Annotated in this window: 1 protein-coding gene and 1 pseudogene; both read right to left on the reverse strand. The window is 65.9% G+C overall.

Annotated elements, in window-relative coordinates; translation table 11 throughout:
* Positions 1 to 370 (reverse strand): annotated as a pseudogene (locus HX846_RS36515) (D,D-dipeptide ABC transporter permease); the annotation flags it as partial.
* 19 nt (positions 371 to 389) lie between these two features.
* Positions 390 to 1,091: ABC transporter permease (locus tag HX846_RS36520; RefSeq protein ID WP_178967377.1), on the reverse strand; the 702-nt coding region annotated here is incomplete at its 5' end.

Raw genomic sequence — 1,091 nt, forward strand, 5'->3', positions numbered from 1 at the left:
TGTCGAAACGCCCGCCGATGATCCCCGACAGGCAGCCCAGCAGCCCGCCCACCAGGCAGGACGAAAACGCCACGAACAGGCCCACGCCCACCGACTGGCGGCTGCCGTACAGCACCCGGCTGAACAGGTCGCGGCCGACTTCATCGGTGCCGAACCAATGTTCGGCGGAGGGCTCGGCCAGGCGTTGCGCCAGGTTCAGGGCATTGGGGTCATGGCTCGCCAACCAGGGGGCGAAGGCCATGCAGATCAGCACGATCAAGGTGATGGTCAGGCCGGCGATGGTCAGCGGGCTGCGGCGTATTTGATAGCCCAGGTACTCCATTCGCGCACGCCAGGTGGGGCGCTGTTCCAGGGGCACCGGTACGGGCATGGTCAGGGGAGCGGTCATCTCAATTCACCTCGCCGATGCGCGGGTCGACCACCCGGTAGAGCAGGTCGATCAGCATGTTCAGCAGTACATAAATAAACGACACCAGGATCGCGAAGCCCATCACCGCCGGGAAATCCAGGGACTGGATCGACTTCACCACATAGGCACCCATGCCCGGCCAGGCGAACACGGTTTCGGTCAGCACCGCGCCGTACAGCAGGTCGCCGAGGGTCAGGCCGAGCACGGTGATCGACGGGATCAGCGCGTTGGGCAAGGCGTGGCGCAGGATCACCGCCCAGCGCGACAGGCCGTAGGCGCGGGCGGTACGGATGTAGTCCTCGCCCAACTGGTCGAGCATCGCCGAACGGATCTGCCGGGCGACCACGCCGAGGTTGACGAAACCCAGGGTGACGGCGGGCAGGATCAGGTGTTCCAGGGCATTCAGGAACAGTGGGATATCGCCGGCCAGCAGCGAGTCGATCAGGTAGAACCCGGTGATGGTGCGCGGTGGTTCGAGGCCTTCATCCAGCCGCCCGCTGCCGGGCAGCCAGCCGAGCTGGCCGTAGAACAACACGATCAGGCCCAGGCCGAGCCAGAAGGCCGGCGTGGAAATGCCTGTGACCGCCAGCGTTCGGGCGATCTGGTCGATGGCGCGGTTGTGATACACCGCTGACAGCACCCCCAGCGGTACGCTCACCAGAACCGAGAGCAGCAGGGCGGC

The sequence above is a fragment of the Pseudomonas sp. K5002 genome, assembly GCF_013386655.1.
Taxonomy (GTDB): Bacteria; Pseudomonadota; Gammaproteobacteria; order Pseudomonadales; family Pseudomonadaceae; genus Aquipseudomonas.